Annotated in this window: 18 protein-coding genes and 2 tRNA genes; all 20 read left to right on the top strand. The window is 63.6% G+C overall.

What is annotated here, in order from left to right:
* Window positions 1–3: 3 nt before the first annotated feature.
* The 20 genes from ACKUTP_RS07065 (at window position 4) to clpX (ending at window position 23,548) form a co-directional block, all read left to right on the top strand.
* Window positions 4–1,563, top strand: a complete 1,560-nt coding sequence (locus ACKUTP_RS07065) for a hydrogenase 4 subunit F (protein ID WP_409063931.1) — start codon at window positions 4–6, stop codon at window positions 1,561–1,563.
* 3 nt (window positions 1,564–1,566) lie between these two features.
* Window positions 1,567–3,339 (top strand): NADH-quinone oxidoreductase subunit C, encoded by a 1,773-nt coding sequence (locus ACKUTP_RS07070; RefSeq protein ID WP_409063932.1) that lies wholly within the window; start codon window positions 1,567–1,569, stop codon window positions 3,337–3,339.
* Between the two features lies 1 nt (window position 3,340).
* On the top strand, window positions 3,341–4,057 hold the full coding sequence (locus tag ACKUTP_RS07075; protein WP_409063933.1) for a formate hydrogenlyase complex iron-sulfur subunit: 717 nt from the start codon (window positions 3,341–3,343) through the stop codon (window positions 4,055–4,057).
* Window positions 4,058–4,059: 2 nt separating this feature from the next.
* Window positions 4,060–4,842: an NADH-quinone oxidoreductase subunit B family protein gene (locus tag ACKUTP_RS07080; RefSeq protein WP_006234107.1), complete on the top strand. Its 783-nt coding sequence runs from the start codon at window positions 4,060–4,062 to the stop codon at window positions 4,840–4,842.
* Window positions 4,843–5,424 (top strand): formate hydrogenlyase maturation HycH family protein, encoded by a 582-nt coding sequence (locus ACKUTP_RS07085; RefSeq protein WP_409063934.1) that lies wholly within the window; start codon window positions 4,843–4,845, stop codon window positions 5,422–5,424.
* Window positions 5,424–5,927 carry a hydrogenase maturation peptidase HycI gene (hycI, locus tag ACKUTP_RS07090; RefSeq protein WP_349127594.1) on the top strand — a complete coding sequence of 168 codons (504 nt, stop codon included), beginning with the start codon at window positions 5,424–5,426 and terminating at the stop codon, window positions 5,925–5,927. The genes ACKUTP_RS07085 and hycI overlap by 1 nt, the downstream gene beginning before the upstream one ends.
* A 39-nt stretch (window positions 5,928–5,966) precedes the next feature.
* Window positions 5,967–6,806 carry a formate/nitrite transporter family protein gene (locus tag ACKUTP_RS07095; protein WP_349127593.1) on the top strand — a complete coding sequence of 280 codons (840 nt, stop codon included), beginning with the start codon at window positions 5,967–5,969 and terminating at the stop codon, window positions 6,804–6,806.
* Window positions 6,807–6,927: 121 nt separating this feature from the next.
* Window positions 6,928–9,045: a molybdopterin-dependent oxidoreductase gene (locus ACKUTP_RS07100; protein ID WP_409063935.1), complete on the top strand. Its 2,118-nt coding sequence runs from the start codon at window positions 6,928–6,930 to the stop codon at window positions 9,043–9,045.
* A gap of 76 nt (window positions 9,046–9,121) precedes the next feature.
* On the top strand, window positions 9,122–10,579 hold the full coding sequence (selA, locus tag ACKUTP_RS07105; protein WP_409063936.1) for an L-seryl-tRNA(Sec) selenium transferase: 1,458 nt from the start codon (window positions 9,122–9,124) through the stop codon (window positions 10,577–10,579).
* Window positions 10,576–12,543 (top strand): selenocysteine-specific translation elongation factor, encoded by a 1,968-nt coding sequence (gene selB / locus ACKUTP_RS07110; RefSeq protein WP_409063937.1) that lies wholly within the window; start codon window positions 10,576–10,578, stop codon window positions 12,541–12,543. The genes selA and selB overlap by 4 nt, the downstream gene beginning before the upstream one ends.
* 36 nt (window positions 12,544–12,579) lie before the next feature.
* Window positions 12,580–12,676 (top strand) — tRNA-Sec (locus tag ACKUTP_RS07115).
* A 155-nt stretch (window positions 12,677–12,831) separates the two neighbouring features.
* Window positions 12,832–13,464, top strand: a complete 633-nt coding sequence (locus tag ACKUTP_RS07120; protein WP_409063938.1) for a molybdenum cofactor guanylyltransferase — start codon at window positions 12,832–12,834, stop codon at window positions 13,462–13,464.
* Between the two features lie 15 nt (window positions 13,465–13,479).
* A complete protein-coding gene (locus tag ACKUTP_RS07125) occupies window positions 13,480–13,875 on the top strand; it encodes a DUF3343 domain-containing protein (RefSeq protein ID WP_138374436.1) in 396 nt (131 codons plus the stop codon).
* Window positions 13,876–14,131: 256 nt separating this feature from the next.
* Window positions 14,132–15,487, top strand: a complete 1,356-nt coding sequence (gene gdhA / locus ACKUTP_RS07130; protein WP_117746384.1) for an NADP-specific glutamate dehydrogenase — start codon at window positions 14,132–14,134, stop codon at window positions 15,485–15,487.
* 241 nt (window positions 15,488–15,728) lie between these two features.
* Entirely contained in the window at window positions 15,729–16,631 is a 903-nt protein-coding gene (locus tag ACKUTP_RS07135; RefSeq protein WP_409063939.1) for an FAD binding domain-containing protein, read from the top strand.
* Window positions 16,631–19,462 (top strand): molybdopterin-dependent oxidoreductase, encoded by a 2,832-nt coding sequence (locus tag ACKUTP_RS07140; RefSeq protein ID WP_409063940.1) that lies wholly within the window; start codon window positions 16,631–16,633, stop codon window positions 19,460–19,462. Before ACKUTP_RS07135 ends, ACKUTP_RS07140 begins: the two co-directional genes overlap by 1 nt.
* Before the next feature lie 421 nt (window positions 19,463–19,883).
* A tRNA-Leu gene (locus ACKUTP_RS07145) sits at window positions 19,884–19,967 on the top strand.
* Between the two features lie 88 nt (window positions 19,968–20,055).
* Window positions 20,056–21,357: a trigger factor gene (gene tig, locus ACKUTP_RS07150; protein WP_409063941.1), complete on the top strand. Its 1,302-nt coding sequence runs from the start codon at window positions 20,056–20,058 to the stop codon at window positions 21,355–21,357.
* A 162-nt stretch (window positions 21,358–21,519) separates the two neighbouring features.
* Window positions 21,520–22,140 carry an ATP-dependent Clp protease proteolytic subunit gene (locus ACKUTP_RS07155; protein ID WP_022095182.1) on the top strand — a complete coding sequence of 207 codons (621 nt, stop codon included), beginning with the start codon at window positions 21,520–21,522 and terminating at the stop codon, window positions 22,138–22,140.
* A 1-nt stretch (window position 22,141) separates the two neighbouring features.
* Window positions 22,142–23,548 (top strand): ATP-dependent Clp protease ATP-binding subunit ClpX, encoded by a 1,407-nt coding sequence (gene clpX / locus ACKUTP_RS07160; RefSeq protein WP_238022719.1) that lies wholly within the window; start codon window positions 22,142–22,144, stop codon window positions 23,546–23,548.
* Window positions 23,549–23,778: the final 230 nt, after the last annotated feature.

Below are 23,778 nucleotides of genomic sequence, written 5' to 3' on the forward strand. Positions count from 1 at the left end.
TCCATGGAAACGTTGATTCTCGCCCTGCTCGCGACTCCTTTGGTGTTCTCGCTGGTCATGGCGTTTTTGCCCAAGAACACGTCTTATAACGTGTTTGCCGGTCTTAACCTGGTCTCCGTCGCAGCCGTCCTGGTGCTGTCGATTATGACGGCCGGTGACGTCCTTATGAGCGGCGACACCGCGAGCGCTCTTGGCCTGTGGTTTCACCTCGATTCGCTGGGCGCCATCTTTGTGCTGCTCATCGGCTTTATCGGTTTTCTTACGGGGCTGTTCTCGCTGCCCTATGTAAAGGCCGATATCGAGGAGGGCTCCATGCCCGCCGAGCGCGCCAAGCAGTATTTTGCGCTGTTTAGCCTGTTTGTGTTCACCATGCTGCTCGCGTGCCTTTCCAACAACATGATCCTCACGTGGGCCGCCGTGGAGGCAACCACGCTTTCCACCGTGTTCCTCGTAGGTATCTACAAGAACAAGACGGCCCTCGAGGCTTCTTGGAAGTATGCGATGGTCTGCACCGCCGGCGTGGCCTTTGGCCTGTTCGGTACGCTGCTGATCTACGCCAACGCCGCCGACGTGATTCCCAACGCCCACGAGGCCGCATTCCTGTCGTGCGTGCTGCCGTATGCCGACCAGTTCGACCCGACGCTCATGCGCCTCGCCTTTGCGTTTATCGTGATCGGCTTTGGCACCAAGGCCGGCCTGTTCCCCATGCACACTTGGCTGCCCGATGCCCACTCCCAGGCCCCGAGCCCTGTCTCGGCCCTGCTCTCGGGTGTTCTGCTTAAGTGCGCCATGCTTGTGATCATGCGCTTCTACGGCTTTACCATCCAGGCCGTGGGCGCCGAGTATCCGCAACTTTTGCTGTTGATCGTCGGCACGCTGTCCATTTTGGTGGCGGCACTCTCGATGTTTCGCCAGGACGACCTCAAGCGCCGCTTTGCGTACTCGTCTGTGGAGAACGTGGGCGTTATCGCCCTGTGCCTGGGTATCGGTGGCCCTTTGGGTATCGCCGCGGCCCTGCTGCACTGCGTGTTCCACAGCTTTACCAAGACGCTTGCCTTCTGCGTGTCCGGCAACATCCAGCACGCCTTTGGCACGCGTAGCCTGGCTAAGATCCAGGGCGTCGTCGAGGTTGCCCCCGCAACCGCCGCGCTCGCCGTCCTGGCGCTGCTCGGCCTCGGTGCCTTCCCGCCCTTCGGCATGTTTATCTCCGAGTTCCTGACTTTTGTCGCCGGTGTTACCGCCGGTCCCATGTGGCTGGTCGTCGTGGTCGCCCTCGGTCTTACCGTGGCCATCTCCGCGCTCACCCGTATCGCACTCAAGTCGGTATTCGGCCATGCGCCCCAGGGCATGGGCAAGCATGAGGCCCCGGCGCTCATGCTTATCCCCGAAATCATCCTGGCCGTCATGATCTTGTGGTTTGGCATCGCCACCCCGCTGCCCCTCGTGCACGGTGTGGAGACCGCGACCGGCATCGTGCTCGAGCAGAGCACCGAGGAACTTCACGCGACGCCGATGTACCGCGCTGTGTTCGGTACCGAGACCGCTCAGAGCGAGGTGGAGTAACGAATGATTGAAACTGAGAACAAGGTGTATGCCCGTCGCTGCGAGAGCCATGTCGAGGCCCTGCGCCGCGCCGTTCCGGGCTGCATCGAGAAGGTCGAGTGGCAGTGCGAGGACCAGCTGACGATCACCGTCAAGCAGGACAAGCTGCCCGAGGCCGTCCACTACCTGTATTACGAGCGCTACGGCTGGATTCCCGTGATCATCGGCAACGACGAGCGCAGTCTGTGCGGCCGTTACGCCGTGTACTACGTTATCTCCATGGAGGGGGAGGACCCCGGCTGGGTGACCGTGCGCACCGAGGTCGATCCCGCCAAGATGACGTTCCCGTCCGTGACGCCGTTCGTCCCCGCCTGCGTGTGGGGCGAGCGCGAGCTGCGCGATATGTTTGGCCTGATCCCTGAGGGTCTGCCCGATCGTCGTCGCCTGGTGCTGCCCGACGATTGGCCCAGCGGCCTGTACCCGCTGCGCAAGGACTCCATGGACTACCGCTTCCGTCCCGCTCCCGCGAGCGACATGGAAAACTACGAGTTCTTGGCCGATACCAAGGGCAAGGAGACGACGCTCGTCCCCATGGGCCCGCTGCACATTACCTCCGACGAGCCTGGCCACTTCCGCCTGTTCGTCGAGGGCGAGACGATCGTCGATGCCGACTACCGTCTGTTCTACGTGCACCGCGGCATGGAGAAGGTCGCCGAGACGCGCCTGAACTATGACGCCGTGACGTTCCTCGCCGACCGTATCTGCGGCATCTGCGGCTGCGCTCACTCGGTGGCCTATGCCGAGGCCGTCGAGCGCGCGCAGGGCATTCATGTCCCGCCGCGCGCCCAGTACATCCGTGCCATCATGCTCGAGGTCGAGCGTCTGCACTCGCATCTGCTCAACATTGGCCTGGCGTCGCACTACACGGGCTTCGACTCCGGCTTCCAGCAGTTCTTCCGCGTCCGCGAGAAGTCCATGGACCTGGCCGAGAAGCTCTCCGGTCACCGCAAGACCTACGGTCTCAACGTGATCGGCGGCGTGCGTCGCGACATTTTGGCCGAGCAGAAGCTCTCCACGCTCACGACCATCCACCAGCTGCGCTCCGAGGTTCAGGAGCTCGTCGATATGCTGCTCTCCACGCCCAACTTTATTGAGCGTACGAGCGGTATCGGCATTCTGGACCGCAAGATCGCTCGCGACTTCTCGCCGGTCGGCCCGCTCATGCGTGGCTCTGGCTATGCCCGCGACGTGCGCTTTGACCATCCCTTCGACGGCTACGCCGATCCGGATGTCCAAAAGATGCATGCTGCCACGGCCGACACCTGCGATGCCTTCGGCCGTACCGCCGTTCGCATCCAGGAGGTCTACGATTCGATCGACATGATCGAGACCATGCTCGAGAACTGCCCGTCGGGCCCCATCCTCACCACGGATTGGGAGTACACCCCGCACAAGTACGCCATCGGCGCCACCGAGGCGCCGCGCGGCGAGGACGTGCACTGGGCCATGCTCGGCAACAACCAGAAGTGCTACCGCTGGCGCGCCAAGGCGGCCACGTACAGCAACTGGCCGGTCCTGCGCTACATGTTCCGCGGCAACACCGTGGGCGACGCGGCGCTGATCGTCGGCTCGCTCGACCCGTGCTACTCCTGCACCGACCGCGTGACGGTGACCGATGTCGCCGCCAAGCGCGACCACGTGCTCGACAAGGAGCAGTTCGAGAACGTCTGGCGCGACAAGTCGCCGCTTGCGGGCGAGGGCACCATGGCCGCTCCGCTCGATGAGGAGGCGCTCTAATATGCTGAAGCTTTGGAAGGTTAACGCCAAGGCCGGCGACGCGACGGTCAAGTACCCGTTTGCGCCGTTCCCCACCAATAAGGACATGCGCGGCAAGCCCGAGCACAATGCCGAGCTCTGCATCGCCTGCGGTGCCTGCGGCGTGGCGTGCCCGGCCGATGCCATTCGCATGGACACTGACCTTGCGGCCGATACCATCACCTGGTCGATCGACTACGGCCGCTGCATCTTTTGCGGCCGCTGCGAGGAAGCCTGCCCCATGGAGGCCATCAAGCTCACCGAGGAGTTTGAGCTGGCCGTCATGAGCAAGGACGACCTCACCAGCAAGAGCGTCTATACGCTCGAGCACTGCTCGCGCTGCGGCAAGCCGTTTGCCCCGCACAAGGAGATCGACTACGCTAAGCGCCTGCTGCAAAAGGACGGCGGCATGGAGGCCGAGCAGGCTGCCCGTACCGTCGGTATGTGCCAGGAGTGCAAGCGCGAGCTCGACGCCCTGCGCGCCGCCTCGGCCGTAAAGACCGGCAACGCGCACGGCATGGCTGCCAACGAGACGCTTGCGTCCGGTGAGCCCCAGGGCCCCGGCATGGAGTATCTGGGCGGCCACGGCGTGAACCCGGAGTATATCGACCGCGAGCTCAACCCCGATGCGCCCGAGATTCCCGCCGGTCCGGCACCGGTCGAGGGCATCATCATGGATTTTGATACGAAGGAGGAGTAACCATGGCCGAACCCACGCTTTTGCCCGAGCGGCTTCAGTACCGCCCGACCAAGATCGAGCTCGACGAGAGCATCGAGAAGGCCAAGGCGACCCTTCTTAAGAAGATCAAGCGCTCGGTGTACGTCTACCGTGTTGACTGCGGCGGCTGCAACGGCTGCGAGATCGAGATCTTCGGTTCCATCACGCCCGTCTTCGACGTCGAGCGCTTTGGCATCAAGGTCGTGCCCTCGCCCCGTCACGCCGATGTGCTGCTGTACACCGGCGCCGTGACGCGTGCCATGCGCATGCCGGCCCTGCGCGCCTTTGAGGCCGCACCCGATCCCAAGATCGTGGTGTCCTATGGCGCGTGCGGCTGCACCGGCGGCATCTTCTATGACAACTACTGCGTCTGGGGCGGCACGGATAAGATTCTGCCGGTCGATGTCTACATCCCCGGCTGCCCGCCCAGCCCCGCGCAGACCGTCTACGGCTTTGCCATGGCGCTCGGTCTGCTGGACCAAAAGCTCCATGCCGAGACCACGGTGGAGGCCGCCGGCGAGCAGGCCGATATCCTGCACCCCGGCGTGCCGTACAAGCTGCGCGTTGCCATCGAGCGCGAGGCTCGCGCCATGAGCGGCTACCGTTACGGCCGCGACCTGGCCAACGAGTTTATGGATACGCTCGAGGGCGCGCCCAAGGGCGATATCCGCGGTGCCATGGCGCTGCTCATCGACAAGCAGGACGATCCGCGCCGCGTCGAGGTGTACTCGGCGCTGCAGGATCTGGTGCTAGCCGGAGGTCGCTAGATGGAGCTCACGGACCGCTCTGGTTACTTTGCGGGCCCCGGCATGCTCGGCGGTTCTTTTGGCGATGCCTCGCGCGCAAGCGACGAGGCCGCCGAGGGCGTCGCCGACCCCTGCCTGGGCCATGCGCCCGACCAGGTGGTCTTCTATGAGCTCACGCGTAAGTTTGTGGAGACCGAGGAAGACGTTCCCCAGGAGGCCTGCGACGTGCTGTACTACACGCTCGCCGTGGGCCACCACACCGGCGTGCTCGATTGCTTTGAGCCGCGCCTGTCGGTGCCGGTGGATGTCTTCTATTCGCTCGTCGATGCACTGCCGGAGGGGGAGGCCAAGACCAAGTTCGAGGCCATCCGCTCCTTTGGCGAGTGCCAGCTTGACAAGGCGGCGGTGCCGTCGCTGCTCGAGGCCTGCGACACGCTGCTCGACGAGCGCGGTTTTCGCGGCTCGGCCAAGACCGGCATCTCGGTGTTCGACGACGACTTTGGCCTGCATGCCCAGCAGGTCGCGTTTATGATGAAGTTCCGCGATCTGGTTGAGCGCGTGCGCGATGTGTCGGGCGTGTATCTGACGGGAAGGTTGCAGTAATGGGTCGCGTTGTGGATGGCCGCGTGAATGGCGCCCCGTTTGCGGGCATCGTGCTCACGGCGGGAAGCGTGCTGCGTGCCGACGATGCCGCCGGCCCCGTGCTCTCCAAAAAGATGGAAGACGCACCCATCGCCGGTTGGTACACCATCGACGGAGGCCAAACGCCCGAGGACGACATTATCGAGGTCAAGCGCGAGCGTCCGCCGCGTCTGGTCTTGGTCGATGCCGCCGACATGGCGCTGCCCGTCGGCGCCATCCGCCTGCTCGATAAGCGCGATGTGGCCCGCAAGTCGATGTTCACCACGCATTCGCTCCCTTTGTCGATTCTGATCGAGGAAATCGAGCAATCGTGCGAAGATATCGTCTTCATAGGGATTCAGCCGGGCGATACGGAGTTTTACAACCCTATGTCCCCGGAGGTCTTTGACGCCGTCGACGCCGTGTACGACGCCGTGGTCGCCAACGACTTTTCCCACTTTGTCCGCTTGGGACAAGAGCAATAGGAGCGCTTGTCCCTGCTGATTAGGAAAGAAGTGATTGACATGGCAGATTCCAAGGCGGAGTACCCCGCTCCCGATTGCCTGGCGCCCGCCGCGATCGAGGCCAAGACCGAGGGCGCCGGCGTGACCAAGGCCAACCTGCCGGTCGCAAAGGCCTTTGTTTTGGCGATGTTCGCTGGTGCGTTCATTGCCTTCGGCGGCCTGTTCTTTACCGTGTTCTTGAGCGATAGCACGCTGGGCTGGGGCGCCCAGCGCGTCGTGGGCGGCCTGTGCTTTTGCCTGGGCCTGGTGCTCGTGCTGGTGTGCGGCGCCGAGCTGTTTACCGGTAATTCGCTTATGGTCTGCGCGCTCAAGAGTAAAAAGATCACCCTGGTCCAGATGCTCAAGGCCTGGGCCGTCGTATGGGTCGGTAACTTTGTCGGTGCCCTGTTCATCGTCTTTTTGGTGTACATGGCCGGCATTTACAAGCTCAACGGCGAGGCGGTCGCCAATTCCATGGTGAGCGTCGCCGCCGGCAAGGTGACGGTCGACTGGGTGACGATCTTCTTCCGCGGCATCCTGTGCAACATCTTTGTGTGCCTGGCCGTGTGGATCGGTACCGCCGGCAAGACCGTGGTCGATAAGGTTGTGGGCATTCTGCTGCCCATCGCCGCCTTTGTGGCATGCGGTTTTGAGCACTGCGTTGCCAACATGTACTTTTTGCCCATGGGCGCCGTGATGCACGCGTGCGGCTATGGTGCCGACGTTGCCGGCGCCGATGCCCTCAACGCTGCGGGCATTGCGTTTAACTTGTCCGCCGCCACGCTGGGCAACATCGTGGGCGGCGCGGTTCTGATCGCGCTCGGCTACTGGTTTATCTACGCTAAGAAGTCCGAGGCGTAAGGTACCGTCTGTTTGATGTTGGGCCTCCCGCGGGGCGTTGCCGTGCGGGAGGCTTTTTGGGTCTGGGCTCGTTGCCGTGCTTTTGGCCTGTTGTGTTTGGCTGATGAAAGGGGTAATCGAGATGGCATCTGCTGTGAAGCGCGACGGTCGCGCCGTGGTGACCACATGCGGGGGATGCTATGCCGATTGCGCCTTTGCGGCACGCGTTGAGGGCGGTCGCGTGGTGGCCGAGCTGCCGGTGCCGGGGCATCCGTGCGCGGCGCGTGCCCTCTGCGCCCGCGGACGGCATCGCCTGGCAATGCCGTTTGACGAGCGTGACCGGATTTTGCATCCTATGCGCCGACGAGCTGATGGCTCGGGGTTCGATGTGATTTCGTGGAACGAGGCGTTCGCGCAGATCGCTGCGCGCCTTGGGGGGATTGTTGACGGGCATGGTCCGCGCGCGCTGGGCATGACGCTCGGCGTGCCCTCGTTCGACCGCTACTGGGCGTGTCGTTTTATGCATGCGCTGGGCTCGCCCAACGTATACGGTGCAGACGGTGCCTGCGAAGTAAGCCGACTTACCGGTTGGGAGCACAGCCTGGGCTATAGTCCCGCCTCCGACCTCGCGCACACCGATTGCATCATGTATCTGGGGCGTTCCATTGTCGATTCATCGACGATGGGGGCCGTTGATGCGCTCAACGATGCCCGTCGCCGTGGGACGAAGATTATCGTGGTTGACCCTCGGCGCAGCGGTTCGGCTGCTATTGCCGACCGCTGGCTGCGCGTGCGTCCCGGATGCGATTTGGCCTTGCTGCTGGGCATTGCGCATGTCTTGATTGCCGAGGACCTGTATGACCATGAGTTCGTGACCCGCTATACCACGGGTTTTGACGAGCTGGCGCAGGCGGCCCGTGCTTGGACGCCCGAGTGGGCCGAGTCGATGTGCGACGTGCCGGCCGCAGAGATTGTCGCCACGGCGCGCGATCTCGCTGCCGCCGCGCCTGCCGCTGTGGTGGACGCGGGCTTTCATGGCGGCATCGGTATCGCGTATGCCAATAGCACCCAGACCGCGCGCGCTATTTGCTTGGTCGATGTGCTGCTGGGCTGCATCGGACACGCGGGCGGCGCGCTCAACCCGCCCACGCCGCTTGTGTTGGGCGACCTCGATCCCGCACGCTTTGCGACGCCGCCGGTGCCACGCGGGCCCAAGCTGGGGTCCGAGCGCTATCCACTGGTCGATCCGGTGCGCGGCCTGTGTACGACCATCGGTCAGTCGATTCTTGCCGGCGATTTACGTGGGCTCATCGTCTATGCCAGTAACCCCGGTGCGGGCTATGGCAATGCACAGGCTTGGTTGAGTATTTTGCAGCAGCTTGACTTGCTCGTGACAATTGATATTCGCTGGTCCGAGACGGCGCGCGCTTCCGACTTCGTGCTGCCCGACGTGACGTATCTGGAGGCCGACCGCGGCGTGGGTACGGTCGTGGGCCGCAACGACGCGCGTGTGTTCTACCGCAATGCCGTGTTGCCCGTGTTGCATGGCGACACGCGTCCCGGTCGGGAGATTTTTGCCGGTTTGGTTGCGGCCTGCGGCGTGGGTGAGTACTTTCGGTTTACGTCCGACGACCTGGCGGCTGCGCAGGTGGCGCCGTTTGGGATCGATCTGGACGAGCTCAAGGAGCGCGGCTGGGCCGATACGGGCATGGCGCTGCCGACGCGCACGGGTGAGCCGGTGATTCCGCTTGCCGGCGGCAAAATTGCGCTTGCAAGTGACGTATGGGAACGAGCCGGTCTGGGTCGTGTACCCAACTGGATCGCGCCCATGGTGGAGCCCGGCCCGGGGATGTTTCGCCTCATTAGCGGCAACCGTCCCTTTGAGTCGCATACCTCGCGCAGGCTCGCGGCCCAAGGTGCCGCCGAGGCTGGATCGGACCTGGATGCCGTGCAGATGAATGCCGATGCTGCTGCGCGCATGGGTATCGCCGATGGCGAGGTCGTCGAGCTTGTGAGCGACATGGGCCGTGACCGCGTGCGCGTGGAGACGACGCCGTATCTGCATCCGGCGTGCATCTTTACGTCGGCCGCCCCCGGCGGGCGTTCGTTTGGCGCCGATGCCGCTGGCGCTCAAGCCTTGGGCGTGGGCCCGCTCGACCATACGCCGCTGCGCTGGGACCCGTTGACGGGTGCCGCGCTCACCCAGGAAAACGCCGTTCGCGTGGAAAAGATCGCGGCGCGCGAGGATAATAGCTATTGATTGACTCAGCCGATCGAATTGGCTGATAGTTTGACGTTCGAACGATTGATTCACCTTTGGTTTTGAAAGGCCGCACATGAGCGATAGCCAGAACATGTCCGATGAGGTGCGCGCCCGCCTGCGCGCCATTCCCTCCGTCAACGAGCTGCTTGCCGAGTGGCCGGTAGTGAAGGCGGCGGGGGAGACCTGCGACGCGGTGGTGCATGCCGCCGTGACGGCCGAGCTCGACGAGGAGCGCGCAGCCATTCGCGCCGGTGTCGCCCCACGCTCTAAGCGTGACTTGGCCTCGGCGATCGAGTGGCGTGCGCATCGCTCCGCACTGCCGAGCCTGCGCCCAGCAGTTAATGCCACGGGTGTGGTCATCCATACCAACTTGGGCCGCGCCCCGCTCGCGGAGTCGGTCGCCAAGGCCGTGGCCGAGGTTGCGCGCGGGTACAGCACGCTCGAGTACAGTGTGGACACTTGTTCGCGCGGGTCGCGCAAGGAGCACGCCGCGCAGCTGATCCGCTCGCTCACCGGTGCCGAGGACGCGCTCGTGGTCAACAACAACGCCGCCGCGGTACTGCTGGTGCTGGCGACCCATGCCACAGACAAGGAGGTTATCGTCAGCCGCGGCGAGCTTGTCGAGATCGGCGGCAGCTTCCGCATCCCCGATGTCATGGCGGCTTCGGGCGCCAAACTCGTCGAGGTCGGCGCCACCAACCGCACGCATTTGGACGACTATGAGCAAGCCATCACGCCCGATACGGCGATGATCCTTAAGGTCCATCCTTCCAACTATCGCATCGAGGGTTTTCACGAAGAGGTGGGTTCTCGGGAGCTTGCGGCGCTTGCTCACAAGCATGGTCTGCTGTTCTACGAGGACCAGGGGTCGGGCGCGCTGTTGCCCGATGACATCCTGGTGCGCGGCGGTGAGGAGCCCACGCCGGCTTCGGTCGCGGCGGGGCTCGATATCGTGTCATGCTCGGGCGATAAGCTGCTCGGTGCCGCACAGGCGGGCATTATCATGGGCCGTCGCGATCTGGTCCAGGCCTGCGGGTCGCATCCGCTTATGCGTGCCCTGCGCCCGGGCAAGCTCGCACTGGCGGCGCTCGAGGCTACACTGCGCATTTACATGGATGGGGCGGATGTGGCCCATCGTGAGGTGCCGGTGCTCAACATGCTCACGCTTCCGCAGGCTCATCTGGAGCGTCGCGCACGCAAGCTGCGCGATCTGATGGTGGCAGGCCTCGATAAGGCTGGCTGCGCGTGTGCCGTTGAGTTGGAGATTGTCGAGGAATCGTCGACCCCCGGTGGCGGCTCGCTGCCTACCGTGGAGCTGCCCACGATGTGCGTTGCCGTGCGTCTTGTTGACGAGCGCCCGTCCGTCGACGCGCTCAAGCGCTCGCTCGTCCAAGATTTCGACACGCCGGTCGTCACGCGCGCCTCGCACGATCGCATTTTGTTTGACGTCCGTACGCTCGTGGGCGACCGCGATATCGAGACGGCGGCGTCGACGCTTGCCGCATGCGTTGCCAAGGCGGTGCGCCGATGAGTAAGGCAGAAGAGTTGGAGGAATGCCCCGTTATCGTAGGTACGGCGGGCCACGTCGACCACGGTAAGTCGGCGCTGATCGAGGCACTGACCGGCAAGAATCCCGACCGTCTGGAGGTTGAGCGCCGTCGCGGTATGACCGTGGAGCTGGGCTTTGGCGAGCTGGCGTTGCCGAGTGGCAAGATCGTTGGCCTGGTCGACGTGCCGGGCCACGCGCATTACTTGCGGGCCATGGTGCAGGGCGCCACGGGCATCGACGTTGCCGTGCTGGTGGTCTCTGCCGTGGAGGGCGTGATGCCGCAGACGCGCGAGCACGTGCATGTGCTGGAGTTGCTGGGTGTAACGCATATGGTGGTCGCGCTGACCATGTGCGACCTGGCCGATGCCGAGATGACCGAGCTTGCCGAGCTCGATGTCGATGACTTTTTGTCGGGTACCGTGTTTGCAGGCGCGCCGATTGTGCCCGTGTCGTCTAAGACGGGCGAGGGGATCGACGGGCTGCTTGCGGTGCTCGACGAGCAGGTAAGTGCCTGCTGGGATGCCTGCCGCGACCGTGCCGAGCGGAGCGATGCCGCGCCTCGCCTGCCGATTGACCGCTGCTTTACGATTAAGGGCGTCGGCACCGTCGTGACGGGAACGCTGCACGATGCGCCAGTTGCCGTGGGCGATGAGCTCGTCGCGCTGCCGTCGCGCACGGTCTGCCGTGTCCGCGGGATTCAGGTGCATGGCGATACGCCGCGCGCGCTGCCTGGGCAACGCGTGGCGCTCAACCTGGTTGGTGACGGTGTCGCGGCGCTTGACCGTGGCGAGATGCTGGGCGTGGCGGACCGCTTTGGTCAGACGTTGCGCTTTATGATTACGTTTACGTATTTGGGTCGCGAGGGAGCCAAGCCGCGTGTGCTCGAGTCGGGTGCGCGTGTGCACGTGATGGCAGGCACAGCCGAGGTTGTCGGTCGCATCATGTTCATGGAGGGCGAGGCCCCCATGGCGGTGGGCGAGACACGAGTGGTGCAGGTACGCTTGGAGGAACCGCTGCCGCTGCGCGCCGGCGACCATGCCGTGGTGCTGTCGTATTCGCCCGTTATGCTTATTGGCGGCGGACGTGTGCTGCTTTCGCGCTGCCGTCGCTCGCGCGAGCTTTCGGCGGGGGAGCGTGCACTGCTTGCGGCACTTGAGGCCGGCAATGCCGTTGCTGGTGTTGAGGCGTGGTTGGCGCTGCAGACGTTGCCGGTCGTGGCTGCCGACGTTGCCGCGGCGCTGGATCTTGTTTCCGGTGGGGCCGATGCCGCGCTGAAAGAGTTGGTGGCGCGAGGTGCTGTATACGAGCTTGCCGGCTCGGGCGATGCGCTGTATGTGAATGCCGCCGTGCTCGACGCTGCGATGGATTCACTGGCGGCGACCCTGTCAGCCATGCACGCGGCGGCTCCCAAGGAAACGGGCTTTACGCCTGGCGCCGTTGCCCATGCTGCGTGGCCTGCCGCTGATGAAGGCGTTGCCGCGGCCCTGATTGCCGAGGGCTGCTCCCGTGGCGTGTGCGCCGCCGAGGGCGCCGAGGTATTCGATCCGCATTCGGCCGCCGCGGCGGCACGCGTGGTGCGAGAGGCTTGCGAGCGCATCGTCGCGCTGCTTGACGAGGCTGGCCTGGATGCACCGGCGCTTCCCGAGGTGGGCGAACAGCTGCAGCTCGGTCGCGACACCATGACGCGTGCCCTGCGCGAGCTTTCGCTCAACCGCGCAATCGTTAAGGTCGAGCGCGACGTTGCCCTGTCTGCTGCCGCCGAGGCCCATGCGCGTGAGCTCGTCGCCGCCGCCATTGAGGCAGCCGGCGGCGCTGCCACCACGAGTGTGCTGCGCGAGGCCCTGGGTGTGTCGCGCAAACGCGCCATCAGCATCTTGGAGCACCTGGATGCCGTACGCTTTACGGTACTCGACAAGGAAGCCGGCGGCCTGCGCTCCCTGCGCTAGATCGGCTGCTCGGTTTGGTAAAATACCGCCGCACTTGGGAACGGATGGGCTCCGGTGGGCTCCGCGGTCCTCAAAACCGTTGCGAGGCGTGCAAAACGTCTTGGATGTGTTCGATTCACATACGTTCCCGCCATACGCTACCAGCGCTTTTGTGCTCGCGGTCTTGCTGCGTGCCGCAAAGGCGCTGTTTTGTTTTTACACAGGTTTGCCGTGCCGCCCGCTTTATCGGCGACGGTATTTGGCTTCGTGTGCCGGGTTTTGAGCATGCCGATGGAGGTGTTTTGCCGTATGACTACCGTAAGACGTGCCGATCTTTCTTGTGTCGTCCAAGCGGGCGGGCTGTCCTCTCGCATGGGCTGCGATAAGGCTCGCATGGCGTTTTGCGGCGAGCCGCTCATCGAACGTGTGCTGGGTCGGCTGGCGCCAGTTGCCGGCGAGTTGGTCGTGACGACGTCGCGTCCCAGCGAGCTTGCCTTTCTTGAGGAGTGCGCGTTTGGCGGCTTGGTGCCGCGTGTGGTGGCGGACCTAGAAGGGTCGGCGGGTGCCATGCGCGGCATCGCGAGTTCGCTGACTGCGGCCCGGCTGCCTCTCGTTGCTATCGTCGCCTGTGATATGCCGTTTGTCTCTTCGGAGCTAATCGGTGCCCTTGCTGGCTGTGTCGAGGCCGAGGCGCTCGACGTGTGCGTGCCGCGCGAGGAGCGGGGGATTGAGCCGCTTTGCGCCGTCTGGCGCCGTGACGCGTGTGCGCCGGTTGCCCAAGAGCTGCTCGCCGATGACCGTCAGCGAATCCGCTGCCTGATCGACCGGGTGAATGCCGGGTATTTGGACGAGCCTCAGATTGTCGCGGTCGCCGGCTCGACGCTCTGCTTCGAGAACGTCAATACGCCCGAGGAGTTTGCGGCGGCCGAGTTACTCGCCTAGACGATTGGAGTTGCCATGTCTCACGATATTTGTCCCGACACGGGAGAACCTTGCACTTGCGATGGGTCCGAACCCTGTACCTGCGGTTGCGGTGGCTGTGGACATACTGCGGAAGAGGAAGCGGCCGCCGCGGCGTATCGCGATGCACACCGCGAAGGCCCGTCCGGTGATGCTCTCGACCATGAACGCAAAATCATCGTGTCGTTCGACAGCACCTTCGATGTGATGGAATGCGAACAGCTGTGCCTTGCCGCCGGTGTTCCTGGGCGCATCATGCCGCTGCCCGGCTCCATCACCGCCGGCTGCGGACTGTGCTGGGCCATGCCGTTCTCGGGCGATGCCCTCGCCGCCTTCCGCGCCGCCACCGAGGGCCGCGTAACCCCCGCCGACTACCACCAGCTCGTCCTCTAACCACCAACACCACCACAAAGGTGCCTGTCCCCAATGTGGTGGTTTAGAACACGTGGACGAAACAGGTTTGAAACACGGGTTTTGCACGTCAGGCACTCAAAAACGCCTCTACCTGCATCGTAATCAAAACGAAACATCCGCTCGTCGGCTTATGCGAAACTTTGCTGCAACAGTGCGATATTATCCATACTCGATAAAGTTCGCGGCGCATAGGGTGCCGCGACCAACATTTTCGTTTCCCATCATTGGAGGAAGCATGAGCTACACGCAGAAAGTTCTCGACGAGCTCAAGGCCCGCTATCCCGAGCAGCCTGAGTTCATCCAGGCCGCGACCGAGATCCTCGGCACCATCCAGCCGGCGCTCGACGCCCATCCCGAGTACGAGGAGGCCGCCCTGCTTGAGCGCCTCGTCGAGCCCGAGCGCATTGTTATGTTCCGTGTCCCCTGGGTCGACGACCAGGGCAAGGTCCAGGTCAACCGCGGTTACCGCGTCGAGTTCAACTCTGCCATTGGACCCTACAAGGGCGGCCTGCGCTTTAACCCGACGGTCACCCTGGGCATGCTCAAGTTCCTGGGCTTGGAGCAGATTCTCAAGAACAGCCTGACCACTCTTCCCATGGGCGGCGGCAAGGGCGGTTCCGACTTTGACCCCAAGGGCAAGTCCAACAACGAGATCATGCACTTCTGCCAGTCCTTCATGACCGAGCTCTATCGCCACATCGGCCCCAACACCGACGTTCCCGCCGGCGACCTGGGCGTTGGCGGCCGCGAGGTTGCCTACCTGTTCGGTCAGTACAAGCGCCTGACCAACGAGTGGACCGGCGTCCTTACCGGCAAGGGCCTCTCCTTTGGCGGCTCGCTCGCCCGTACCGAGGCCACCGGCTACGGTCTGGCCTACTTTGTGGACGAGTACCTCAAGAGCCGCGGCGACTCCTTCGAGGGCAAGAACGTCGTCGTGCACGGCTCCGGCAACGTCGCTATCTACGCCGTCCAGAAGGTCTCCCAGCTCGGCGGCAAGGTGCTGGCCTGCTCCGATACTCACGGCTGGGTCGAGGATCCCGACGGCATCGACTACACTGTGCTCGAGCACGTCTACAACAAGAAGCGCTCCGGCCACGACAAGGGCGTTACGCTCGCTATGTACGTTGACGAGAAGCCCAACGCCGTGTGGCACGAGGGCGACGGCCGTGGCGTTTGGCAGCTGCCCTGCGACATCGCGCTGCCCTGCGCTCGCGAGAACACGCTGCTGCTCGAGGACGCCCAGGCGCTCGTCGCCAACGGCTGCAAGGTGGTCGGCGAGGGCGCGAACATGCCCACGACCATCGAGGCCACGACTTACTTCCAGGAGAACGGCGTCGCCTTCATGCCCGGTAAGGCTGCTAACGCCGGCGGCGTGCTCGTGTCCGGCCTGGAGATGAGCCAGAACGCCGAGCACCTGTCCTGGACCTTCGAGGAGGTCGACGGCAAGCTCGAGCAGCTCATGCGCGGCATGTTCCACAACGTGGACGACACCGCCAAGGAGTATGGCCAGGAGGGCAACTTTGTCATGGGCGCCAACATCGCCGGCTTCCTGAAGGTTGCCGACGCCATGCTCGCCCAGGGCGTCTGCTAATTCTTCGCTCGACATAGCATGTGATGAGGCTCCCAGCTATCTGGCTGGGAGCCTTTTCTATCCCGGAGGACTCTTCATAACTTGCGGTGAAATACGGACTGTTTAGCGTCCCAGAACGGCTAATCAGTCCGTATTTCACCGCAAGTTATGGATGGGTGGGTGGATTTTGTCCTAAAACGGTGTGCGGCCCCTCGTTTGGTACACTTAAAAGTACTGGACAAGTGAAGAGATGGGGGAGAACGTGCTCAAGTTCGGTACCTACGTCCGTGTTGGAAACGCGGCCGAAGCCTATGAGCTCTTGCAGAAGAACCGCAACAACAAGATTGTGGGCGGTGGCATCTGGATGCGCCTGGGTTCGCGTCGCGTGGCGACGGCGATTGACCTTTCGGCCTGTGGACTCGATCAGATCGAGGAGACCGATACCGAATTTCGCATCGGTGCCATGTGCACCCTGCGCCAGCTCGAGCGTCATGCCGAGCTCAACGCGCTTGTCAACAATGTCTTTGAGTTTGCCGTCCACGATATCGTGGGCGTTCAGTTGCGCAACACCGCCACGGTGGGCGGCAGCATCTACGGCCGCTTTGGCTTCTCTGACGTGCTCTCGGCCTTTTTGGCGCTCGATTCGTATGTTGAGCTGACGGGTGCCGGCCGCGTGCCGCTCGCCGAGTTCGTTGACATGGGCTACGTGCGCGACGTGATCGAGCGCGTCGTGGTCGTCAAGCACGATTACCGTGCGAGCTACGAAGCCGTGCGCAAGGCCGCGACCGACTTCCCCTCGCTGAACGTCACCGCCGCCTGGTGGGACGGCTCCTGGCACGTCACCGTGGGCGCTCGCCCGCTTCGCGCGACCTTGCTTCGGGGCGAGGCATGCGGCCTTACCAGCGAGCAGCCTTCCGAGGACGAGCTGCGCGCCCTAGCCGCATCCGTGCGTGCCCTGAGCTACGGCACCAACCTGTGGGGCTCGGCCGACTACCGCCGCTGCATCTCGGCCCCGCTTGCCGTGCAGGCCGTGCGCCGCGCCGCCGGCATTGAGCTTTCGGCCGCGCTTGCCCGCGAGCTCGAGACCGTGCAAGTGCCTAAGTTTGCCACGGACGAGTATTCCTGCCGCCGCGTGCCCGGCGTCGATTCTAGCGAGGTGCGCTAATGGCTGCCAAACTCATCGATCTTTCCTTTACGCTCAACGGCCGTAAGGTCAAGGTTCAGATTGCCCCCGACACCATGCTCTTTGCGCTGTTGCGCGAGCAGGGCTGCGCGTCGGTGCGCTGCGCCTGCGAGACCACCAACTGCGGCCTGTGCACGGTGTGGCTCGACGGCGACCCGGTGCTGAGCTGCTCGGTTCCCGCCGCTCGCGTCGAGGGCCACACCATCACCACGCTTGAGGGCCTTAAGGCCGAGTCCGAGGCACTCGCCCGTGCAATGGCTGCCGAAGGTGCCGAGCAGTGCGGTTTTTGCGCCCCCGGCCTCATCATGAACGTGCTGGCGCTCGCCCGCGCTGCCAAGGAGGACCCGAGCCTCGTCGCCACGCGCGAGGAGCTCTCGCGCCAGCTCGCCGGCAACCTGTGCCGTTGCAGCGGCTACGAGAGCCAGCTGCGCGCCATCGTTCGCTTCCTCAACGAGTCTGGCGTGCAGGTGGGCTTTGAGATGCCCGAGCTGCCGGTCAATAACACCAGCTGCGATGGCGTCTCGTATAAGCAGATCACTCACAAGCAGCCCAAGAAGGACTCGAAGGCCCTGCTCGAGGGGCGTCCCGTCTACACGGGCGACCTGGTGCCTGCCGGCGCCCTGATCGTCAAGCTCAAGCGCAGCCCGTATGCCCGCGCCAAGATCCGCTCCATCGATACGTCGCGCGCCCTGAAGGTGCCCGGCGTGGTGGGCGTCTACACTTACGAGGACGTGCCCAAGCGCCGCTTTACCATCGCCGGCCAGAGCTATCCGCAGCCGAGTCCCTACGACCGCCTGATTCTCGAGAATCTCGTCCGTTACCAAAACGAAGAGGTGGCTATCGTCGCCGCCGAAACCGAGGAGGCCGCCGACAAGGCGCTCAAGCTCATCAAGGTTGACTACGAGGTACTCGAGCCCCTGCTCGACTTTACCCAGGCGCTCGATAATGACATCGTGGTCCACCCCGAGGGCGATGTGACCTTTATGTTCCCGCAGGGCGGCGACGTTCCGCGCAACCTGGTGTGCAGCGGTACGAGCGACTTTGGCGACCTGGACGAGGCCTTCGCCCAGAGCGACATCGTCTTTGAGCGCACCTACACCAGCCAGGCCACGCAGACCGCGCCCATGGAAACCTTCCGCGCCTTCGCGACGACCGACGCCTTCGGCCGCATCTCGGTGACCACCTCTACGCAGGTGCCCTTCCACGTGCGCCGCATGGTCGCGCAGTCGCTCGACATTCCGCAGTCGCAGGTGCAGGTCATCAAGCCGCGCATCGGCGGCGGTTTTGGCTCCAAGCAGACGGGCTGCTGCGAGATCTTCGTGGCGTTCGTGACCCAGCAGACCGGTCGTCCGAGCTACTGCTGCTACACCCGCGAGGAGACCATCACCGCGGGCAACTCGCGACATCAGATGCAGATGACTGTCAAGCTGGGCGCCATGAACGACGGCACCATCACGGCCATCGACCTGCACACGCTGTCCAACGCCGGCGCCTATGGCGAGCATGCCACCACGACGATCGGCCTCTCGGGCCACAAAAGCCTGCCCATCTACAACCATGTGAAGGCGAGCCGCTTTAGCTGGGACGCCGTCTACACCAATACCAACCGCGGCGGCGCGTATCGCGGCTACGGTGCCACCCAGGGCCAGTTTGCCGTGGAGAGCGCCGTCAACGAGCTCGCCGACATGCTGCACATGGACCCCGCCGACCTGCGCCTTAAGAACATCGTGCGCGAGGGCGAGGTCATGCCGCAGTACTACAACGAGAAGCTCAACGCCTGCGCGCTCGACCGCTGCCTGCTGCGCGCGATGGACATGATCGGCTGGCGCGACAAGCCGCTGGCCGTTGACCTGGGCGACCGCGTGCGCGCCCTGGGCTGCGCGCTCACTATGCAGGGCTCGGGTATCTCCAATGTGGATATCGCCGGCATCGACATGCGCCTTGAAGAGGACGGCTTCATTACCATCGGCACCGGCGCCACTGATAACGGCATGGGCGTCGACACGATTCTGGCGCAGATTGCCGCCGAGGAGCTGGGCGTGGAGAGCTCGCTTATCGTGGTGCGCGGCGTGGACACCGACGTGTCGCCGTTCGACGCCGGCTCGTACGCGAGCTCGGGTACGTACGTGACGGGCCTTGCAGCCAAGAATGCCGCGACCGAGCTGCGCGAGAAGATCTGCGCCAAGGCCGCCCAGATGTGGGACGTGGACGCCGCCGATGTGGTCTTTGATGGTCAGTACGTGCGCCTGTCCGACGAGCGTGCCGCGCGCGAGCAGAACCGCTACCTCACGCTGCGCGACTTTGCCAACCTGTGCGTCAAGAACATCGCGGGCGGGGACGCGCTGACCTCGCATGCCTCTGCCTGCCTGCCCGTTTCGCCTCCGCCGTTTATGGCCGGCATTGCCGAGGTCGAGGTCGACAAGGCCACCGGCAAGGTGACCGTGGTGGATTACGCCGCGGCCGTCGACTGCGGCACCGTGATCAACGAGGCGCTCGCGCGCGTCCAGGCCGAGGGCGGCATTGCCCAGGGTATCGGCCACGCGCTCTACGAGATTGTCGAGCACGATGATCGCGGCCGCCTGCGCACCGGTAACTTTATGAGTTACAAGCTGCCCACGCGCCTGGATATCGGCAGCATTCGCGTGGCCTTTGAGCCGAGCTACGAGCCGACGGGCCCGTTTGGCGCCAAGTCGATCGGCGAGGTCGTCATCAACACGCCGCTCGCCGCCGTTGCCTCGGCCGTGGCGCACGCCACCGGACATCAGGTTCGCTCGCTGCCCATCACGCCCGAGAAGGCGCTGCTGGGGGAGTAGACGAGGCGCCGCCGCCCTTTGGCAAGCCCGGGGAAACCGCATCCCGCTTTTCGTCCGAATTGCGGGATGCGGTTTCCGTTTGAGGCCCCTGGCGGAAAGTGCATCCCGGAATAGGGGCTCAAAACGGGTTGCAGTTTCCGGTTGATGGCTATAGCGGAAATTACATCCCATTCCGAGGCCCCAAACCGGGACACGCTTTCCGGCGCATGGCCAGCATCGCCAGGCTGCCGAGTCCCGCCGAAGTTGCGGTGGAATAGGGACTGTTTTGGAGGACTGGAGCCCCAAACAGTCCCTATTCCACCGCAACTTCGATGGGGCGGCGGGGGATCCGATGCGCACTCGTGGTGAGGTCGTGAGCTTGTAAAAGGTGTGCGTGCGCTTGTCGTTCGTATCTGCTATCATTCCTAGTCTGTGCGCTCATGCGGGCGTGGCGGAATTGGTAGACGCGCCAGATTTAGGTTCTGGTGGGATTCCCGTGAAGGTTCGAGTCCTTTCGCCCGCACCAACGCACCAGCGTCGGCCTCGGCCGTCGCGACACTTTGTTGCATAAAGGTACCAGCACCTCAGATAAGCTGGGCAGTATGAGGAGGAACGTGTTGAACATCACCGCTTCTGACGTCAAGGACGCCAAGCTCACCGCTACGGTCACCATCCCGGCCGCCGACGTCGACGCCGCGATCAAGAAGGCTTACAAGGACACCGCCAAGAAGTACCGCTTCCCGGGCTTCCGCGCCGGTAAGGCTCCTCGTCCGGTCATCGACTCCGCTCTTGGCGCCGAGGCTACCCTCGCTCAGGCCACCAACGACCTGATCGCCGCCAACGAGCCCGCCGTCCTCAACGAGCTGGACATCGTCCCCACCAAGAACGGTGACTACAAGGAGCTCGACCTCGCCAAGGATCACGAGGACTACACCTACACCGTCGAGTTCTCCCTGCGTCCTGCTGCTGAGCTCTCCTCCTTCGACGCCGTCGAGATCGAGATGCCTCCTGCGGAGGTCACCGAGTCCGAGATCAACAATCAGGTCGAGATGCTCCTCAACTACCGTGCCACCTTCGAGGACGTCGAGGGTCGCGCCGTCGAGGCCGAGGACTACGTCACCGTCGACCTCAAGGCCGTTGAGAACGCTGACAACTTCGCCGCCGAGGGCCGCATGCTCATCGCCGGTAGCGACAGCAACCCCAAGGAGTTCAACGAGGCCCTGATCGGCGCTAACGTTGACGACGTCAAGACCGTCACCTGGACCGACGAGGTCGAGGAGGGCGAGGAGGCCGAGACCCACACCGTCGAGGTCACCGTCAAGGGCATCAAGGTCCGCAACACCCCCGAGCTCACCGATGAGCTCGTCAAGTCCGACTTTGGCTTTGACGGCATCGACGCCATGCGCGACGCCATCAAGATCGAGATCGAGCAGGACAAGGCTTCCCGCCTGCCGGCTGAGAAGGAGAACCGTTGCGTCTCCGCTCTCGCCGAGCGCCTGCAGCTCGACGAGATGGATGCTGACTACGAGCAGTCCGTCTTTGAGGAGCTTGGCCAGAACTTCCTGTCCAACCTCGCTGCCCGCGGCATGACCCTCGACACCTGGCTGCCGGCTTCCGGCCTGACCATGGAGCAGTTCGTCGGCGACCTTCACAAGCAGGCCAACGACGTTGCCCGCGAGTCCCTGGCGCTCGACGCCCTCGCTCGTGAGCTCAAGATCGAGGTCACCGAGGACGACATCAACGCCGAGTTCGAGAAGGCCGGCGTCAAGGACGTCGAGGCTTCCAAGGCCGAGTTTATCGCCGATGGCCGTATGCCTGCTGTCCGCGAGTCCATCCGTCGCTCCAAGGCCGTCGACCACCTGGTCGAGAACGCCAAGGTGACCGAGGTCGACGAGACCGCCAAGGACGCCGAGTAATTCTCGCCACCTTTTCCGCGAGCGCATGGATGCGCCCGTGATGGGGTAAAGTTATAAGCCGGTTATCCGGTTGCTTCGTACGGTGCCAGCCAATGCATAGCATGCGGGCACCGTACGTTTGTCTAGAACCACTATTGGTCCATAAGAGAAATGGAGATGCGTATGATCGCTAAGTTCGATTCCGCCCTCGTGCCATACGTTATCGAGCAGACGCCGCGCGGCGAGCGCAGCTACGATATCTATTCGCGTCTGCTCAACGACCGCATCATCTTCTTGGGCGAGGAGATCAACTCCGTCAGCGCCAATCTGGTCGTTGCCCAGCTGCTGCATCTTGAAAGCCAGGATGCCGAGAAGGATATCTCGCTCTACATCAATTCGCCCGGCGGCGAGGTTTACTCCGGCCTGGCGATTCTGGACACCATGAACTTCATTAAGCCGCAGGTCTCCACCATCTGCGTCGGTATGGCTGCGTCCATGGCCGCCGTGCTGCTTTCGGCCGGCGCCAAGGGTAAGCGCTTCTGCCTGCCGCACTCCAAGGTCATGATTCACCAGCCCAGCGGCGGTGCCCAGGGCCAGCAGACCGAGATCGAGATCGTGGCCGAGGAGATCAAGAAGACTCGCCGCGAGCTCAACCAGATCTTGTCCGACGCCTCTGGCCAGCCCATCGAAAAGGTCCAGGCCGATACCGAGCGCGACAACTACCTGACCGCTGCTGAGGCCCTCGACTACGGTCTGATCGACCGTATCGTCACCTCGCGCGATCTGGCCGCGAAGGACGCCTAGGATGGCAGGTAACATGCAGGACAACTTTGACGAGAACGGCAACCCCATCCGCTGCTCCTTCTGCGGAAAAGAGCAGGGCCAGGTCCGTCGCCTCGTAAAGGGCCCGACCAACATCTTTATCTGTGACGAGTGCGTCGCCGCTTGCTCCGAGATTCTGGAGGAGTCGCTGGCTTCGGACTTTATGGACGCTGCCCGCAACGGCAAGCTGCCAGGCTTCCTCAACGACCACGGCCAGGCTGCTGGGCAGCCCGCCGTGGACCCCGAGACCGAGGGCTTTGAGCTCGAGGACGACCGCCAGGTCATCACGCACGTGCCGACGCCGCACGAGATCTATGACGAGCTTTCGGCCTATGTCATGGGTCAGGAGGACGCCAAGCGCGCTATGTCGGTTGCCGTGTACAACCACTATCGCCGCGTGATCGAGGGCGGCGCTGCGGTGTCCGCTTTTGACGGCGGCATGGGCTCGCAGTTCGACAACGATATGGACGAGGTGGAGCTCGCCAAGTCCAACATCTTGCTGCTCGGTCCCACTGGTACCGGCAAGACCCTGTTGGCCCAGACGCTCGCGCGCATCCTCGAGGTGCCGTTTGCCATCGCCGATGCCACCGCACTCACCGAGGCCGGTTACGTGGGCGAGGACGTGGAGAACATCCTGCTTAAGCTCATCAATGCTGCCGATGGCGATATCGAGCGCGCGCAGGTTGGCATTATCTACGTGGACGAGATTGATAAGATCGCCCGCAAGGCCGAGAACCTCTCCATTACCCGCGATGTCTCGGGCGAGGGCGTTCAGCAGGCGCTGCTGAAGATCCTTGAGGGCACGGTGGCCAGCGTTCCGCCCACCGGCGGCCGCAAGCATCCTCAGCAGGAGCTGCTGCAGATCGACACGACGAACATCCTGTTCATCTGCGGCGGTGCCTTTGTGGGTCTGGATAAGATCATTGCCGACCGCGTGGGCAACAAGGGCGTGGGCTTTAACTCCGAGATCGCCGGCCCCACCTCGGTCGACGAGAACGACCTGCTGCGTCAGGTGCTCCCGCAGGACCTCAACGCCTTTGGCATGATTCCCGAGTTTGTGGGACGTACGCCTGTCGTCACCCAAACGCAGGCGCTCGACGAGGACGACCTGGTGTCGATCCTGACCGAGCCCAAGAACGCCGTGGTGCGCCAGTACCGCAAGATGTTCCAGCTCGAGGACGTTGAGCTTGAGTTTGAGGACGCGGCCCTGCATGAGATCGCCCGCATGGCGCTTGCCCGCAAGACCGGCGCCCGCGGCCTGCGCTCCATCTGCGAGGACGTGCTGCAGCAGACGATGTTCGACCTGCCCAGCGAGGAGGGTGTCGCCAAGGTCATCGTGACCGAAGCCTCCGTAAAGGGCGAAGAACAACCCCAACGCATCTACGGCTAAACCAGCCAAAAACGTGCTTGCAAATAGCCTCCGACCACCCGCGGTCGGAGGCTATTTTATATATACGCAATAACCCCAACTACCTGTGTTATTCTGTGTGTTTGTTTAAGCCTCAGCGAAGTCATTACAGACTGAAGTAATCGATACCTAAGGCGTGTCCGCCTGCTTGGTTTTCGTAGATTCCGCACGAGCCGAAGAGCACTTAATGTGCTCTTCGTGCGAGCCAGGAC

It is taken from the genome of Collinsella sp. wc0529 (assembly GCF_046116875.1).
Classification (GTDB): domain Bacteria; phylum Actinomycetota; class Coriobacteriia; order Coriobacteriales; family Coriobacteriaceae; genus Collinsella.